Source organism: Novosphingobium sp. GV079 (assembly GCF_003058045.1).
Lineage (GTDB): Bacteria > Pseudomonadota > Alphaproteobacteria > Sphingomonadales > Sphingomonadaceae > Novosphingobium > Novosphingobium capsulatum.
The window spans coordinates 1-13,770 of sequence record NZ_QBUE01000013.1 but is presented as its reverse complement, the minus strand read 5'-3'; the positions used below and the strand labels follow the sequence as shown (position 1 = coordinate 13,770).

At 66.4% G+C, this 13,770-nt stretch carries 15 protein-coding genes and 1 pseudogene; 8 read left to right on the top strand and 8 right to left on the bottom strand.

The genetic code is table 11. The features are described from left to right. The first annotated feature begins 2 nt into the window (after nucleotides 1-2). Nucleotides 3-1,133, top strand: coding sequence for a GNAT family N-acetyltransferase (locus C8K14_RS15760; protein WP_107717630.1), 1,131 nt, complete (start codon nucleotides 3-5; stop codon nucleotides 1,131-1,133). A 25-nt stretch (nucleotides 1,134-1,158) separates the two neighbouring features. On the opposite strand, the gene C8K14_RS15755 is transcribed toward C8K14_RS15760, so the two are convergent. Continuing rightward, a complete protein-coding gene (locus tag C8K14_RS15755; protein ID WP_107717452.1) occupies nucleotides 1,159-1,509 on the bottom strand; it encodes a hypothetical protein in 351 nt (116 codons plus the stop codon). A gap of 301 nt (nucleotides 1,510-1,810) precedes the next feature. Here C8K14_RS15755 and dksA point away from each other — a divergent pair, with 301 nt between their 5' ends. The 5 genes from dksA (at nucleotide 1,811) to C8K14_RS22430 (ending at nucleotide 7,114) form a co-directional block, all read left to right on the top strand. Further along, nucleotides 1,811-2,269 carry an RNA polymerase-binding protein DksA gene (gene dksA / locus C8K14_RS15750; protein ID WP_022674815.1) on the top strand — a complete coding sequence of 153 codons (459 nt, stop codon included), beginning with the start codon at nucleotides 1,811-1,813 and terminating at the stop codon, nucleotides 2,267-2,269. 281 nt (nucleotides 2,270-2,550) lie between these two features. Further along, nucleotides 2,551-2,919 carry a PilZ domain-containing protein gene (locus C8K14_RS15745; RefSeq protein WP_022674814.1) on the top strand — a complete coding sequence of 123 codons (369 nt, stop codon included), beginning with the start codon at nucleotides 2,551-2,553 and terminating at the stop codon, nucleotides 2,917-2,919. Between the two features lie 92 nt (nucleotides 2,920-3,011). Next, nucleotides 3,012-4,499 (top strand): ABC transporter substrate-binding protein, encoded by a 1,488-nt coding sequence (locus C8K14_RS15740; RefSeq protein ID WP_107717450.1) that lies wholly within the window; start codon nucleotides 3,012-3,014, stop codon nucleotides 4,497-4,499. Nucleotides 4,500-4,715: 216 nt separating this feature from the next. Next, the gene (locus C8K14_RS15735; RefSeq protein ID WP_107717446.1) at nucleotides 4,716-6,461 is read left to right on the top strand and encodes a DEAD/DEAH box helicase; all 1,746 of its coding nucleotides are present in this window, start codon (nucleotides 4,716-4,718) and stop codon (nucleotides 6,459-6,461) included. Between the two features lie 134 nt (nucleotides 6,462-6,595). Then, entirely contained in the window at nucleotides 6,596-7,114 is a 519-nt protein-coding gene (locus tag C8K14_RS22430) for a hypothetical protein (RefSeq protein ID WP_133726841.1), read from the top strand. 92 nt (nucleotides 7,115-7,206) lie between these two features. Here the strand turns inward: C8K14_RS22430 and C8K14_RS15725 are convergent, their stop codons facing one another. Continuing rightward, nucleotides 7,207-7,584: a winged helix-turn-helix domain-containing protein gene (locus tag C8K14_RS15725; RefSeq protein ID WP_062788114.1), complete on the bottom strand. Its 378-nt coding sequence runs from the start codon at nucleotides 7,582-7,584 to the stop codon at nucleotides 7,207-7,209. 9 nt (nucleotides 7,585-7,593) lie between these two features. Beyond that, a complete protein-coding gene (locus C8K14_RS23135; RefSeq protein ID WP_255420068.1) occupies nucleotides 7,594-7,716 on the bottom strand; it encodes a hypothetical protein in 123 nt (40 codons plus the stop codon). Between the two features lie 15 nt (nucleotides 7,717-7,731). Here C8K14_RS23135 and C8K14_RS15720 point away from each other — a divergent pair, with 15 nt between their 5' ends. Both C8K14_RS15720 and C8K14_RS15715 read left to right on the top strand, forming a co-directional pair. Next, nucleotides 7,732-9,234, top strand: a complete 1,503-nt coding sequence (locus C8K14_RS15720) for a DUF4139 domain-containing protein (RefSeq protein WP_107717444.1) — start codon at nucleotides 7,732-7,734, stop codon at nucleotides 9,232-9,234. An 11-nt stretch (nucleotides 9,235-9,245) separates the two neighbouring features. Further along, the gene (locus C8K14_RS15715; protein WP_107717442.1) at nucleotides 9,246-10,766 is read left to right on the top strand and encodes a DUF4139 domain-containing protein; all 1,521 of its coding nucleotides are present in this window, start codon (nucleotides 9,246-9,248) and stop codon (nucleotides 10,764-10,766) included. Nucleotides 10,767-10,891: 125 nt separating this feature from the next. Here the strand turns inward: C8K14_RS15715 and C8K14_RS15710 are convergent, their stop codons facing one another. The 5 genes and pseudogenes from C8K14_RS15710 to C8K14_RS15690 form a co-directional block, all read right to left on the bottom strand. Continuing rightward, a complete protein-coding gene (locus C8K14_RS15710) occupies nucleotides 10,892-11,962 on the bottom strand; it encodes a site-specific integrase (protein WP_107717440.1) in 1,071 nt (356 codons plus the stop codon). A 4-nt stretch (nucleotides 11,963-11,966) separates the two neighbouring features. Continuing rightward, nucleotides 11,967-12,242 carry a helix-turn-helix domain-containing protein gene (locus tag C8K14_RS15705; RefSeq protein ID WP_158271929.1) on the bottom strand — a complete coding sequence of 92 codons (276 nt, stop codon included), beginning with the start codon at nucleotides 12,240-12,242 and terminating at the stop codon, nucleotides 11,967-11,969. Then, the gene (locus tag C8K14_RS15700) at nucleotides 12,239-12,961 is read right to left on the bottom strand and encodes a DNA methyltransferase (protein WP_233251109.1); all 723 of its coding nucleotides are present in this window, start codon (nucleotides 12,959-12,961) and stop codon (nucleotides 12,239-12,241) included. The genes C8K14_RS15705 and C8K14_RS15700 overlap by 4 nt, the downstream gene beginning before the upstream one ends. Further along, a complete protein-coding gene (locus C8K14_RS15695) occupies nucleotides 12,954-13,457 on the bottom strand; it encodes a hypothetical protein (protein ID WP_107717435.1) in 504 nt (167 codons plus the stop codon). The genes C8K14_RS15700 and C8K14_RS15695 overlap by 8 nt, the downstream gene beginning before the upstream one ends. Then, nucleotides 13,454-13,770: pseudogene (locus C8K14_RS15690) on the bottom strand (hypothetical protein); the annotation flags it as partial. The pseudogene C8K14_RS15690 and the gene C8K14_RS15695, both read right to left, overlap by 4 nt.

Below are 13,770 nucleotides of genomic sequence, written 5' to 3'. Positions count from 1 at the left end.
CCATGACGCTGACCGCACGCGTGGAAGGCGCGGTGGGCAATATCCCGGCGGCGGATTGGGATCGCCTGATCGGGGATGGCAATCCCTTCATGTCCCACGCGTTCCTCTCCCTCCTTGAGGAATCCGGCTCGGTCGGCGGGCGCAGCGGGTGGACGCCGCTGCCGCTGCTGATCGACGACGCCGAAGGCCGTCCGGCGGCGGCGCTGCCGGCCTATCTCAAGCAGCACAGCCAGGGCGAATATGTGTTCGATCACGCCTGGGCCGATGCCTGGCAGCGCGCGGGCGGGGATTATTATCCCAAGCTGCAGATCGCCGCGCCGTTCACGCCGGCCACCGGCCCGCGCCTGTTGTGTGCCGGCCGCCCCGATCTGGCGCTCCCCCTGTTGCGCGCGGCCGAGGCACTGGTGGACCAGAACGGCCTGTCATCGGCCCATGCCACGTTCCTTGCACCCGAACAGGTGCCGCTGTTCGAGGAAGCCGGCTGGCTCTTGCGCTCAGACCTGCAATTCCACTGGGAAAATCGCGGCTATGCCACGTTCGACGATTTTCTTGGCGCGCTGTCTTCGGCCAAGCGCAAGAACCTGCGCAAGGAACGCGCCGCTGCCCAGGCCGGTGTGGAGATCGTGACGCTGACCGGCGCTGCCATCACGGCCGACCACTGGGACGCGTTCTGGGTGTTCTATCAGGACACCGGCGCGCGCAAGTGGGGGCGGCCGTACCTGACCCGCGCCGCGTTCGACCTGATCGGGCAGACCATGGCCGACAAGGTCTTGCTGGTGCTCGCGCTGGAGGATGGCGAGCCGATCGCCGGAGCGCTCAATTTTATCGGGCGCGATACGCTCTACGGCCGCTATTGGGGCGCTGTGGTGGAAAAGCCGTTTCTGCATTTCGAGCTGTGCTATTACCAGGCGATCGATGCCGCCATCGCCATGGGGCTGCGCCGGGTGGAAGCTGGGGCGCAGGGGCAGCACAAGCTGGCACGCGGCTATGAACCGGTGCAGACATGGTCGGCGCACTATATCGCCGATCGCGGATTTCGCGCCGCGGTGGCCGAATTCCTGGTGCGCGAGCGCGCCGGGATAGAGCAGGGCCAGTTCGAACTGGCCGGGCACACGCCCTATCGCAAGGGCTAGGCGCCGCGATCAGGCAGCCTGAAATTTAGGCGGCGTGGCGGGTTGCGGCGCGCATCCATTCGCGGGCGCGGCGCTGGGCTTCGGCGATATCGCGCGCGCTCATTTCCTCGGCCACATCGGCGCGGGCGCGGGCAGCATCGTCATGGCCGGCCACGGCCGCGAGGTTGAACCACTTGTGCGCTTCGACCAGATCGCAATCGGCACCATAGCTGCCGGTGGAAAAGGCCACGCCCAGATCGAAAAACGCGTGGCTGTCACCCTGCGCGGCAGCGGCGAGGCAGGCGGCGATCAGGCTGTCGGCGCGGTCGGCTGCGGCATGGCCGGCATGAAGCGGTGCGGATGGCACCAGCGTGATCGGTGGTTGCGCGTGCGGCATGGTCCTTGGTTCCCCCTGTGCGAATCTGCCTTTCCCCATCGGGTGGCAGGGCAAGGCTCGCCAATTAAGGTCAACAAACCGTTAAGCATGATTGCGGCCGTGCCCGCGCGGGCGCCGCTTTATCCGCGAAATGTACGATGCCGCTGTTTCACAAAGGTTCAGCTGCAATGTGACATAGCGTTGAGGAAGTGCTTGTGCGCCCTTTCCTGCCTGCCTATAGGCGCGGCAAGCCGGGGGCTGGTCGCGCCGATCGCGGCGCGTTTTGGCCCTGGTGGTCGGAAGGCGCAACACGGAGGGCCGGATGGCTGGGGTTCTGGGTGACGAAATTGACGTGTTGGCAAAGGCCCGCCGGGCCATGCCGGGTGATTACGTTCCGAATGACGACGAACCCTATATGAGCGAGCAGCAGCTCGACTATTTTAGGCGCCTTTTGCTCGAGTGGAAGAAGTCGATCCTGTCGGCCTCGGCCGGCACGCTTTCGGCCCTGCAGGATGGTCCGCTGCGTGAACCCGATCTCAACGATCGCGCATCAAGCGAAACCGACTGGGGCATCGAACTGCGCACCCGCGATCGCCAGCGCAAGCTGATTGCCAAGATCGATTCGGCCATGCGCCGCATCGACGAAGGCGAATATGGCTTCTGCGAAGTGACCGGGGAGCCGATCGGCCTTGGCCGCCTGATCGCCCGCCCGATCGCGACGATGACGGTGGAAGCGCAGCAGGCGCACGAGCGTCGCGAAAAGATCTCGCGCGATATGTGATGGCGCCGGCAGGGCCAAGGTGGTCCTGCCCAGCCCATGATGGCCGCGCAGCCGCGCCATCGGCATTGCGGTAAATACCGCCAAGGCCGCTGTCCCCCGATGGCACGGGGCTTTTTGCCGCTGCGAGCGGGAAATTTAAAGATTTCTTTGCCGTTTTCGTTTATCCCTTTGCACATGGACCGGTGCGAAAGGTGGCAGGTGCGGCGCAAGCTGCTCGCTGGCAGCCACATAGCGCCGGGCCCATGCCGCTTGGCCCACCTTGTTGGAAACGGAACCTGACGGTGACTGATATCGACCATCGGCAATTGGGGCGTGACAGCCTTTTCCTGATGGCCGACTTGCGCCTAGACGGCCAGGACGGTGAGCATCGCGTGCGCGTGCGCAATCTTTCGGCCGGCGGGATGATGGCCGAAGGCGCGCTGCGCGTGGTGCGGGGCATGCGGCTTGAGGCCAACCTGCGCCATATCGGCTGGGTCGAAGGTGTGGTGGCCTGGGTCCAGGATACCCGCTTTGGCATTGCCTTTGTCGAACAGATCGATCCCAAGCTGGCACGCGAGCCAGTGGCCACGCAGCCGTCTGACGATTACGCGCCGCGTTATGTCCGGCCGCCGCTCGCCCAGCCAGAGGGCAAGCGCCTGCGCAAGCTGTGACGCGTTCGGCTTGGCGCTGCTGCTGAAATACTGAAATCGCCGGCGCCGGCATCTTTGCTGGCCTGCCACGGCTGATCTGCTAGGCAAGGGACATGGCTCCCCCGTCTTGCCATCTGCGCCGCGCTGCGGCGGTGCTTTTGCCCGGTGTCGCCCTTATGCTGGCCAGTTGCGGGGGCGATCGGCGCGGCGCCCTGCCGGTGGCCCTGGCGGGTGACGACAGCGCCTTTCAAACCGCCGCGCCGCGTCCCACGCCGGCCGCGCAGGTCTTGCGTGCCGCCACGGTCGAAGGGCTGGTGGGCTTTGACGCGCAAGGCCGCGTGGTGCCCGCCATTGCCGAACGCTGGATCGTGACCGATGACGGGTTGAGCTATATCTTTCGCCTGCGCGATGGCACCTGGCCCGATGGCACCGCGATCGATGCGCCCAGCGTTGCCGCCGCGCTGCGCCGCGCGCAAAAGGCGCTGGCCGGCACCGCGCTGGGGCTCGATCTTGCCCCGATCGACGAGATTCGGGTGATGACCGATCGGGTGGTGGAAGTGGATCTTTCCGCCCCGCTGCCTGATCTCCTGACCCTGCTGGCCCAGCCCGAACTGGGGCTGCCGCGGGCTCGGCTCGGGTCTGGCCCGCTCGGCCTGCGCCGCGAAGGCCTGGTCGCGCGCCTGTCTCCCATCCCGCCCGAGCGGCGCGGGCTGCCGGCGCAGGACGGCTTTTCACGCAGCGTGCGGCCGTTGCGCGTGGAAGTGGAAAGCATGTCCGTGGCCGCCCAGCGCTTCAACGATGGGCTGGTCGACGTGGCGCTGGGCGGCACGATCGATTCGCTACCACTGGCCGGCACCACCATGCTCTCGCGCGGGAACGTGCAACTCGATCCGGTCATGGGGCTGTTCGGCCTCCAGGTGGTGCGCGCGCAGGGCTTCCTGGCCGATCCGCTGCGGCGCGAGGCGCTCGCCCTGGCGATCGACCGCGATGGCCTGGTCGGCGCCTTTGCCATCGGCGGGTGGAGCGGCACGACGCGGCTGGTCTCTCCCGAAGTGCCCGATAGCGATGGCAGCGTGGGTGAGCGCTGGGTCGGCACCACGCTCGACCAGCGCCGCGCGCTGGCGCGCCAACGGGTCATGGCCTGGTTGGCAACCGGGCAGGGCGCGCCGCGCCTGCGCGTGGCCGCGCCCGATGGCCCGGGCACGCGGCTGGCCCTGGCGCACCTGGCGGCCGATTTCGCCACGATTGGCGTGACCCTGGAACGGGTTGACGCCAGCGCCTCGGCCGATCTGCGCCTGGTCGACAGCGTGGCGCGCTATACCCGCGCTGCCTGGTTCCTCAATCAGGTGGCCTGTCCGGTCAGCCCGGCGGGGTGCAGCCCGCAAGGCGATGCCCTGGCCGCGCAGGCCCGGGCAGAGCGCGATCCGCAGGCGCGCATGGCCCTGCTGGCGCAGGCCGAAACCGCCGTCACGGCGGCCAACAGCTTCATCCCGATCGCGCGGCCGTTGCGCTGGTCGCTGGTGCGCAGCCGCGTGACCGGGTTTTCCCCCAATCCGTGGGGTTGGCACCCGCTGCCACCGCTGACCATTGTGCCGAAATAGGCAGTTTTTCGAAGAATTGCCGCGATCAGGGCGATTTTTCGCATTTGGTCATGGCGGCGAAAGGAACAACCCGCTAGGGGGCGGGGGCCGAGAGATGGTATATCGGGCTTCGCGTGGTGAGGCCGTGGCACTGTCGTCTGGCCTTATAAACACCCGTGTAATATCCCCAGCCGGTCCCTGCCCACGTTGCGGCCCGGCCCAGACCCGTTGAGTTTCATGCCCTTTTCATCTCTCCCTGCTGCCGTTGCCGAATCCCTTGCCGCCCGTGGCTATGCCGAACCGACTCCGGTCCAGGCCGCCGTGCTCGAAGCGGAAGCGGCCGGCCGCGACCTTCTGGTTTCTGCCCAGACCGGCTCTGGCAAGACCGTTGCCTTTGGCGTGGCCATGGCTTCCGATCTCCTTGGCGATGGCGTGCCGCCGGCCAGCGCGCCGCTGGCCCTGGCCATTGCCCCCACGCGTGAACTGGCCCTTCAGGTCAGCCGCGAACTCGCCTGGCTTTATGAAAAGGCCGGCCTGCGCATCGCGACCTGTGTTGGCGGGATGGACCCGTCAAAGGAACGCCGCCAGCTCAACCATGGTGCGCACATCGTGGTCGGCACGCCCGGCCGCCTGCGCGACCATCTCGAACGCGGCGCGCTCGATCTTTCGGCCCTGCGCTTCGTCGTCCTCGATGAAGCCGACGAAATGCTCGACATGGGCTTCCGCGAAGACCTGGAAGAACTGCTCGACGCCACCCCGGCTCAGCGCCGCACGCTGCTGTTCTCGGCCACCATGCCGCGTCCGATCGCGGTGCTGGCCAAGCAGTATCAGCGCGACGCGCTGCGCATCTCCACGATCGACGATCGCCAGGGCCATGGCGACATCAGCTACCAGGCTGTCGCCGTCTCGCCCAACGACATCGAGAACGCGGTGATCAACCTGCTGCGCTTCCACGAGGCGGAAACGGCCATGCTGTTCTGCGCCACGCGTGACAACGTGCGCCGCCTGCATGCCACGCTGGTCGAGCGCGGCTTCGCGGCCGTGGCGCTTTCGGGCGAGCACAGCCAGAACGAGCGCAACCAGGCGATCCAGGCCTTGCGTGACGGGCGCGCCCGCATCTGCGTGGCCACCGACGTGGCCGCACGCGGGATCGACATTCCCTCGCTCAGCCTGGTGGTCCACGTGGAAGTGCCGCGTGACGCGGAAACCCTGCAGCACCGTTCGGGCCGCACCGGCCGCGCCGGTCGCAAGGGCACGGCCGTGTTGGTGGTGCCCTATCCGCGCCGCCGCCGCCTGGAAGAAATGCTGCGCCGCGCGCGGATCGAGGCGGAATGGATGCCGGCCCCCGGCGCTGCCCAGATTCGCGAGCGTGACCGCGAGCGCCTGCTCGAAAAGCTGCTGGCCCCGGTCGACGCCGAAGACGTGCTCGAAGATGACGTGGCCCTGGCCGACACGCTGATGGAACGCATGGAAGTGCGCGATATCGCGCTGGCGCTGGTGCGCAGCTATCGGTCGGCCATGCCGCAGCCCGAAGACCTCATCGACCTGTCGACCGAGGAAGGCCGCAAGGCCACGCACCGCACGGGCTTTGACGACGTGTCGTGGTTCCGCATGGATATCGGCCGCCGCCAGAACGCCGATCCGCGCTGGCTGCTGCCGCTGTTGTGCCGCCGTGGCCACATCACCCGCAACGAGATCGGTGCGATCCGCATCGGGCCGAGCGAAACCTATTTTCAGGTGCCCAAGGCGATGGAAGACCGCTTCCGCGCCGCGTTGCAGCGCACCGCGCGCGAAGGCGCCGAGGATGAAACCGGCATTCGCATCGAACCGAGCGAACCGCCGCGCGAAATGGCCCGCACCAACCGCCGCCAGGGCAATGGCCCCAACCGCCCGCGCGAAGGCTTCCCGCCGCGCGGTGATGGCCCCCGCTCCGATGGGCCGCGCCCGCACCGCAAGGGCCCGCCGCGCCGCCGCGAAGGCTGAACGCCAAAGCACCTCCCCCACACCGTGGGGGAGGTGGCGACCGCAGGTCAGCTACAAGGGGCATGGGGCTGAGCCTGCCTCACACGAAATGACTTCGTTGTATTTGGGCATGAAGGCATTCATGTGTCTTTCCCATGGCCGAGACACTGACATGGCAGATTGATGATTTGCCCCCAGGCTTCGCATGGGATGGTGAAGCGGAAAAGGTTCTGCAACTGGTGGACGGCGCCTTTGCTCCTATCGAGCGACCTGTTCATTTCACCGATGTTGGTCACTGCTGTGAATGTCTTGAGCACGATAAAGAGCTAAAGGCTCGTCCGCGCATGGCTTTGCGCCGTGCGGACCTGGGGCATGCGGGCTGGGATCCCGTTTGTTTTACCAGTGTGCAGGGTGTCGCTTATCTGATGCCGGCTCTGGCGCGATATACGATGGCGCCCGATTTCTGGCCGGATCGAGAATGGTATGCGGTTCAGATGGTTTCCCACTTGACCTTTGATGGCCCCGATAACCGCTTGGTGCATTCCTTTGATGTCGAGCAGAAAGAAGCGATTGCAGCATTGATCGCGTGGTGCATCGCCCATCGGGCCGAAGACCTGGCGCATTACGGCGACGTGGATGCTTGGCTTTCTGCCGCCGAGATTTGGCAGGCGTGAGAAGTCGGCGAGAAAATCCCGGGAGGCAGTGTTCAAGTTGGGCGCGGACAAATACAGCGCGAGTATTTTTGTCGTAGTTGCTCCCCGGACTGCTATTCCTGCCGCTCCAGCGGTTCGACCCGCAGTAGGCCGGCAAGCGCCTGCGCATCGGCGCAGGTGGCATCGCCGGCCAGCCGTGCCTGAAGCGCGCGATAGTGCGCCAGCACGCGCTGCCCCAGGTCGCTCACCTTGGCCCCGCCACCATGGGCGCTGCCGGGAAAGGTTTCCACCAGCGGCCCGTGCCAGCAGCGGTTCATCACATCCACCAGTTGCCAGGCCCGGCGATAGCTCATCCCCATGGCGCGCCCGGCGGCCGAGATCGAGCCTTCGCGCGCGATGGCATCGAGCAGGTCGGCCTTGCCCGGCCCCATGGCGATCGCCTCGCCGCAATAGAGCTGTAGCTTGATCTTGATATGCGCTGCATCGGCCATGCCGAGGTTTTAGGCGCGCATGCCGTTTGGCTCAAGCGCGGCGGCAGAGGCATGGGCGTCGTTTTGCGCCGCGCTGGTGCGATCGGCGATGGTATAAGCGAAACAATCGGTTATCGTGCCGTCACGGACCATGCGGGAGAGAATGCGATGCGGCCACGGTTGACGGTTTCGACGCTGGGCGTGGCTCTGGCGTCAGCGCTCGGCGCCGCGCCAGCGATGGCTGACGGCAATGGGGTCGAGGCCGCAAGTGCGCAGGGTGATGTGGCGCTCACGATCTATGCCGACATGGCCCTGGTCGAAGACGTGCGACGCATCGATCTGCCCAAGGGCATCAGCCGCCAGGAATTTCCCGATGTCTCTGCCCAGATCCGGCCCGAGACCGTCACTCTGTCGGCGCCCGGCGCTGCCGTGGTGGAACAGAATTTCGATTATGACCTGCTGACGCCCGATAAGCTGCTCGACAAGTCGGTCGGCCAGGATGTGAGCGTGGTGCGCAACGCGCCCGATGGCCAGGAAGTGGTCACCCGCGCGCACGTGCTGGCCAACAACGATGGCGCCGTCGTCCAGGTCGGCAACCGGATCGAGATCCTGCGCGATATGCCCGGCCGCGTGGTCTACCCTGGCCTGCCTGCCGGCCTGCGCGCCCGCCCGACGCTGTCCGTCACGCTCGATGCGGCCAGCGCCGGCACGCGCGCGGTGGGCTTGCGCTATCTGTCGGGTGGATTCGGCTGGAAGGCCGATTATGTGGCGCTGTTCGATGAAACTGCGGGCAAGCTCGATGTCCAAGGCTGGATCACGCTCAACAACACGACCGGCACGGGCTTTCCCAACGCCCGCGTCATGCTGGTGGCGGGGCAGCCGGGCGGCAACGCGGCTGACGATGGCAATCGCTATGTCCGCCCACCGCGCCGCCCCATCGGCAATCGCATGGGCACCGGCGGGGCCGACGGGCGCGAGACGCTGGGCGATTTCCATGTCTATCCGCTGGCCGGGCGCACCACCGTCGCCAATGCCCAGACCAAGCAGGTGAGTTTCCTCAATGTGGCCGGGGTGCCGGCGCGCAAGGTCTATCAATATCGCAACGGCTGGCAGCACAGCGCGGAAGAGGGCGAAAGCGTCGATACCGTGCTCGCCTTTACGTCGGCCAAGGATGGCGGCCTGGGGGATGCCCTGCCGGCTGGCACGATGCGCGTCTATATGCGCGACGCGCGCGGCAATCCGCAGTTCGTGGGCGAAAGCCCGCTGCCGCACACGCCGATGGGATCGGACCTGGCGCTGAAAACCGGCACGGCCTTTGATGTGAAAGTGCAGCCGACCGTCGAAAAGCGCGAAAGGATCACGGCGGACGAGTGGGAACGCACCGCGCAATGGCGCATCACCCGCAATGATGCGGCGCCGGTCACCTACACGATCGAACAGCATCCGACCTTTTGGCGCACCCAGATGGCGTGGAAAGTGACCAACGCCCGCGCCGTGCCGGTGGAGGTTGACGTGGTCCAGGACGGCCTGGACGAGGGCTGGCACGATACCCGCGTTTCGGCCGAGAGCCTGCCTGGCCGCCAGCTCTCGCTTGATAGCCGGGTCTGGCATGTCACCGTGCCGGCGCGCGGCGCGGTAACGCTGACCGCCGCGATCGACACCCGCTATTGAGCGGCGCGATCATGCGCACTCTGATCGCGGCCATGGCCCTGTGGCCCGGCCTGGCCCTGGCGCAGCAGGCAGTGACGTCCGCGGCGCCGGCTAGCGTGGCCGTCACCATCTACCGCGAACCGGGGCGCGCCGCCGATGCGGCATTCGATCGCGGCTGGCTGCGCGGCTATACCCTCGTCACTGAAACCCGCGATGTGGACCTGCCCGCCGGGCCAGCCACCGTGCGGTTTGAAGGGGTGGCGGCAGGCATGCTGGCGGAAACCGCGCTGGTCCGTGGGTTGCCGGCGGGGGTCGCCGAACAGAATCTCGACGCTGACCTGATCGGCGCCCGCAATCTCTATGCCCGCAGCTTTGGCCGCCCGGTGATCGTGCGCCATACCGATCCGCGCAGTGGCGCGGTGGTGGAAGAGCAGGCTGTGATCCGCTCCGGGCCCGATGGCGCTGCCGTGATCCAGACGCGCGATGGTTTCCGCAGTGCGCGCTGCGCCTGGCCCGATGAATATATCAGCTATGCCGATCTGCCCGCCGGGCTGGTGGCCAAGCCCACGCTGTCGGTGCAGACCAGGGCGCCTGCCGCAATGCACGGCCGGGTCACGCTCAGCTATCTCGCCTGGGGATTCGATTGGCGGGCGGATTATGTCCTGACCATGGCGCGCGACGGGCGCCACCTTGATCTGGCCGCCTGGATCACGCTGGCGAGCAGCGACGATACCGCGTTTGCCGGGGCCGCCGCAGCGGTGGTCGCCGGCAAGCCCGAAAAGCAGACGCGCGGGTGGGAAAATCGGTTTGGCGATGACCAATCGCTGTCGTTTACATGCGAGACGGCGATGCCGCCACCTCCTCCGCCGCCACCTCCACCGATGGTGGAGTTCATGGCCCCCGCCCCGGTAGCAGCGATGGAGGATATCGTCGTCACTGCCCAGCGCCGCGCCCCGGTCATGGCGCAGCAAGAGGCACTGGGTGATCTCAAGCTCTATCGCCTGCCATTGCCGACCATGATCGCCCCGCGCGCGCAAAAGCAGGTGGCCTTCGCCGAGCGCCGCGCCGTCAAGGTGCAGCCATTCTACAAAGGCACGCTGCAACTGGACGAGCATGAAGACCAGCCTCTGCGCCAGGCGCTTCGGCTGAACAATCGCAAGGCGGCGGGGCTGGGCCTGGCCCTGCCGGCGGGCCACGTCGTGGTCCTCGAACCGCACGGCGCCACGACGCTGCCTGTGGGCGAGGGCCGTATCGACGACAAGGCCGTGGGCGAAGAGATCGACATCGAACTGGGCGAAGCCACCGCCGTGTACCTGGCCGAGGCCGATGGGCGCCAGCGCGATGACGCGCGTGCGCACGATCATATCGCCGCCGTCACCAACGGCCGCGATCAGCCGGTCATCGTGGAACTGGCCATCCCGCTGGACGAGGGCCAGCGCCTGACCAGCCCATCCCGCCCACTCACCCGCAAGAACGGCCAGCCGCTATGGCGCATTACCGTTCCCGCCCACGGAATGGCCCGGCTTGCCTTCCGGGTGACCGACAGCGCGTGAACCCCATTGACCTTGCCCACCAAATCCCGCAAAGGCCGGCTTCCCCGCAAGGGGGCGGTTAGCTCAGTTGGTAGAGCATCTCGTTTACACGGCGAGCGTCAAAGCGGCTGTGGGCCGCAGAAAAGCTAGGCTTTTCGCTTCTCTTCATTTTGCTGGTCGGGACTATGTCGGGAGTCGCTCGCATCCAGTGCGTTGCGTACGTCCTCGTCCAGCACGTGCGCATAGCGCAGCGTTGTCTTGATGTTGCGGTGCTTGAGCGCTTCCTTGGCGGCCGCCAGGGAGCCGGTGGCGCGGACGATGCGGGTGCCGCGTGTGTGGCGCAGATCGTGGAGGCGCAGGTTGTCGATCTTGGCAGCGGCCAGCGCGGCGGCCCAGGGCTTGCGCAGGGCAGTGGGCGTTAGCGGGTAGCGCTTTCCCTTGCGTCGATCGCCACGGGTTTTCTGGCAGACATAGGTGAACACGAACGGCGCGCCCTCCTCGTCTTCGCAACGGGGCTGGCGCGCCAAGATCTCGATCAGGGTGGTGGTGAGCGGGCGTTGCACAACGTCGCCGCCCTTGATGCGCGTGACGGCCGTTTTGCGGGGGAAGCTGATGTCTGCCCAGCGCAGGCCCAATACCTCGGCCCGGCGCCAGCCCGACTTGAGTAGGAAATCCACCGCATCGGCCACGTCATTGCGCAATGCCAGGAAGAGGCTTGCCTCCTCCTCGATCTCCAGCTCGCGCGGGGCGATGCTCGGCACCTTCAGGGTGAGCTGCGACCAGTTCGGCATCTTGCCGATGTCGTATTCCGATGCCTTGGCATAGCGCCAGACGGCGCGCGCGTTCTCGATCTCGCGATTGACCGAGGAGTTGGATAAATTGGCGCGGCGGCCGGCGAAATAGATCTGCAGATCGCGCTGGGAGATCGCGGACAGGAGTTTTGACTTTCCTAGGCCTTCGACAAGCGCTTTCAGCATATAGCGGATCGTCGGCCAGCTTGGCAGATGCTCTGCATGTTCCTGGTATAGCCCGCTCGCTTCGTCGACGGTGATCGGCGGCAGCTGCTCTTCGGGCAGGGCCGCCTTGTGCCGCTCGCGTCGCTCATAGGCTTCGGCTGCGCGCTTCGACGCGCAGCCCGTGGAGCCGTGATAGCGCTGGCCCTTGAACACGAAATCGAAGTGATAGTGCGGTTTGCCCTTGGGCTTGTAGACGCTCACGCGGTCACCGCTGGCGGTTGCGCGCCGTGAAGGGCACGATCACGCCACCCTTGCCGGTCGGCCGGGTCGATTTGGTGTTGGTGCGGGGCTTGGGGCAATTCGGTTGAACCTGGCGGAGAGTGGCAACAAACGATTCGAGATCATCGATGGTGTAGCGCACGGCGCGGCCAATCGCGACATAGTGCAATTGGCCGCTCTGGCGCGCCTTGCGCAGGGTGCGCTGGCACAGGTTGAGGCGCTCGGCCGCCTCGGCTTCGGTCAGCAGGATCGGTGCCTTCACGCGGCCTCCTGCATGGCCAGGTAGGCTTCGGTGCAGCGGCGCACCGCCGTGGCGAAGTGCTGGGGGTTGTGCTCGATCCCCTCGAAGCGCTTGCCGGCACGGATCGCGGCCACGCCAGTGGAGCCGGTGCCCATGAAAGCATCGCAAACCGACGCGCCGCGTACGTTGCGCATGATCTTGTCCATGACGAGATCCGGCTTCACCGTGGCGTGGCCGAAATCCTTGAGGGCGCGCGATCGGCATTCGACAACCCGCTTGAGATCGGCCAGGGCGCCAGCGGGGTGATATCCGCGGCTCCAGGCATGCACATAGGTTTCGATCTCGGGCACATAGTGTTTGTTGGCCACAGGCATGGGTGTGAGCTTGCGCCAGACGCACAGGACGAAGCGCGAAAAGCTGCCAGCGCAGTGTTGCAGCACCTGCGGCAGCTGATCATTGTGACAGAACACCACGACGGCACCGCACTGGAGCGGGTTGATGATCCGCAGATCGAAGCCCTGATCGAGCTTTTCCGCGCGGATCTGGTCCAAGTGCGGGCGCCGCGCGCGGAAGGTGCCGCCGCCGGCCGCGCGGAACTTGTAGGGTGGATCGATGACGTCGGCATCGAACCAGCCCAGCAGCGGGCGCAGGGCATAGGCATCGCCCAGCCAGAGCCGGTGCGGGCCGATCTGGACGAACTGGAATCCATGGGCCTCCTGCATGGGCAGATCGTCAATCATGCTGACATGCTCCGCCAGCCTGGGCGCATTGGCGCAAGCCAAGGTCCATCTGGCAGCGCCGGAGCGCGGAAGTGAGCGGGCGCCGTTCGTGCCCGTCCGCCCAGGCGCAGCGCACGGCCCACTCGACATAGCCGCGCCGGATCATGTCGGCGGCGTGGATCTCGGCCGGGCTGGGCTGGGCAGGGGTACAGGCAGCAAGCGAAGTAGCTGAAGCAAGCGCGATAATGGAGTGTACGGGGATGTAACCGAAACCTCCCCATGTAGAAGGAAATCGCGCATGCAGATCAAAAGGCCATATATCTCTCGCCTTTGTGCTCTTGAGGAACGCGCATATCGCTTGGCGGAACGAGCGTTTTGCGCCCGCGACCTGAGTGCATGCGTACACTTCAACGCAAAGAGACTTATCTTCTCCCGTGCAGCTGAGGTTGTCGCGCTTAAGCGGATCCATGAATACAACGACTTCGGCTAACGCAATGGTGATGCGGGCGCAGATCATGCGGCTTGCGCCTCCTGGCGCGGAAAGGCGGCGCGAACGTCGAGCAGGTTGCTCCACTGTTCGGCCAGGGCGTCGGCCATGCCGGGGAAGGTCTCGCTGCGGGCGCGGGCGCGATCGGCGGCGTGCTTGCCCCATCCGCTTTGACGGTGGACGCGGCTCCAGGCCTTGTGCTCGTCCGTGCCGGGGCGCGGCGGGGTCAGGCGATTGGTGGGCAGGATCTGGGGGAGGTTGATCAGCTCGAGGCCCGTGGACTTGAAGAACGGATCTCCAAACCACCAGGGTTGCACGAACTGGACGTGGCGCCGGCCGGTGA

Excerpts from the sequence above, each read along its gene's own strand:
- C8K14_RS15715 (WP_107717442.1), top strand. The coding sequence starts at position 9,246 with ATGCGCACTCTGATCGCGGCCATGGCCCTGTGGCCCGGCCTGGCCCTG.
- C8K14_RS15740 (WP_107717450.1), top strand. The coding sequence starts at position 3,012 with ATGGCTCCCCCGTCTTGCCATCTGCGCCGCGCTGCGGCGGTGCTTTTG.
- C8K14_RS22430 (WP_133726841.1), top strand. The coding sequence starts at position 6,596 with ATGGCCGAGACACTGACATGGCAGATTGATGATTTGCCCCCAGGCTTC.
- C8K14_RS23135 (WP_255420068.1), bottom strand. The coding sequence starts at position 7,716 with ATGGTCCGTGACGGCACGATAACCGATTGTTTCGCTTATACCATCGCC.
- C8K14_RS15695 (WP_107717435.1), bottom strand. The coding sequence starts at position 13,457 with ATGATCTGCGCCCGCATCACCATTGCGTTAGCCGAAGTCGTTGTATTC.
- C8K14_RS15735 (WP_107717446.1), top strand. The coding sequence starts at position 4,716 with ATGCCCTTTTCATCTCTCCCTGCTGCCGTTGCCGAATCCCTTGCCGCC.
- C8K14_RS15725 (WP_062788114.1), bottom strand. The coding sequence starts at position 7,584 with ATGGCCGATGCAGCGCATATCAAGATCAAGCTACAGCTCTATTGCGGC.
- C8K14_RS15720 (WP_107717444.1), top strand. The coding sequence starts at position 7,732 with ATGCGGCCACGGTTGACGGTTTCGACGCTGGGCGTGGCTCTGGCGTCA.
- C8K14_RS15755 (WP_107717452.1), bottom strand. The coding sequence starts at position 1,509 with ATGCCGCACGCGCAACCACCGATCACGCTGGTGCCATCCGCACCGCTT.
- C8K14_RS15760 (WP_107717630.1), top strand. The coding sequence starts at position 3 with ATGACGCTGACCGCACGCGTGGAAGGCGCGGTGGGCAATATCCCGGCG.
- dksA (WP_022674815.1), top strand. The coding sequence starts at position 1,811 with ATGGCTGGGGTTCTGGGTGACGAAATTGACGTGTTGGCAAAGGCCCGC.
- C8K14_RS15700 (WP_233251109.1), bottom strand. The coding sequence starts at position 12,961 with ATGATTGACGATCTGCCCATGCAGGAGGCCCATGGATTCCAGTTCGTC.